Genomic DNA, 437 nt, shown 5'->3' with positions numbered 1-437 from the left:
GTCCGCCCGACGGCACCGGCGTGAGCTCGGGCGCGGCGGAAATCGACCTGCGCTATCTCGGTGCCAAGCGCACGCTCGTGCTGGTCGACGGCCTGCGCTACGTCAACGGTTCGTCAGCGGGTGGCATCCCGGCATCGGTCGATCTCAACGAGATCCCGATGAACTCGATCGAACGGATCGAAGTGCTGCAATCGGGCGCGTCGCCGCTCTACGGCACCGATGCGGTGGCCGGTGTGGTCAACATCATCACCAAGCAGGCGCAGAAGGGGCTGCAGGTCAACGCCCAGTTCGGCACCTTCCGCCAGGGCGACGGCCATACCCAGAATTACGAGCTCAGCTACGGCATCCAGAAGCCCGAAAGCGGCACCTCGGTCGTGTTCGGTGGCTATTACACCAAGCAGGAAGCGGTCAGCACCGGCAATCGGGCGATTTCGCAA

Annotated in this window: 1 protein-coding gene; it reads left to right on the top strand. The window is 64.3% G+C overall.

The annotated features are described in order from the left end of the window. Positions 1-437 (top strand): TonB-dependent receptor plug domain-containing protein (locus AACY08_RS29915; RefSeq protein WP_339472699.1); only part of this gene is annotated, 437 nt, incomplete at both ends.

It is taken from the genome of Pseudomonas sp. EL_65y_Pfl1_R83, from assembly GCF_963970695.1.
In the GTDB taxonomy this organism is placed as follows: domain Bacteria; phylum Pseudomonadota; class Gammaproteobacteria; order Pseudomonadales; family Pseudomonadaceae; genus Aquipseudomonas; species Aquipseudomonas tritici.
This window is presented reverse-complemented; position numbering and strand designations above follow the sequence as displayed.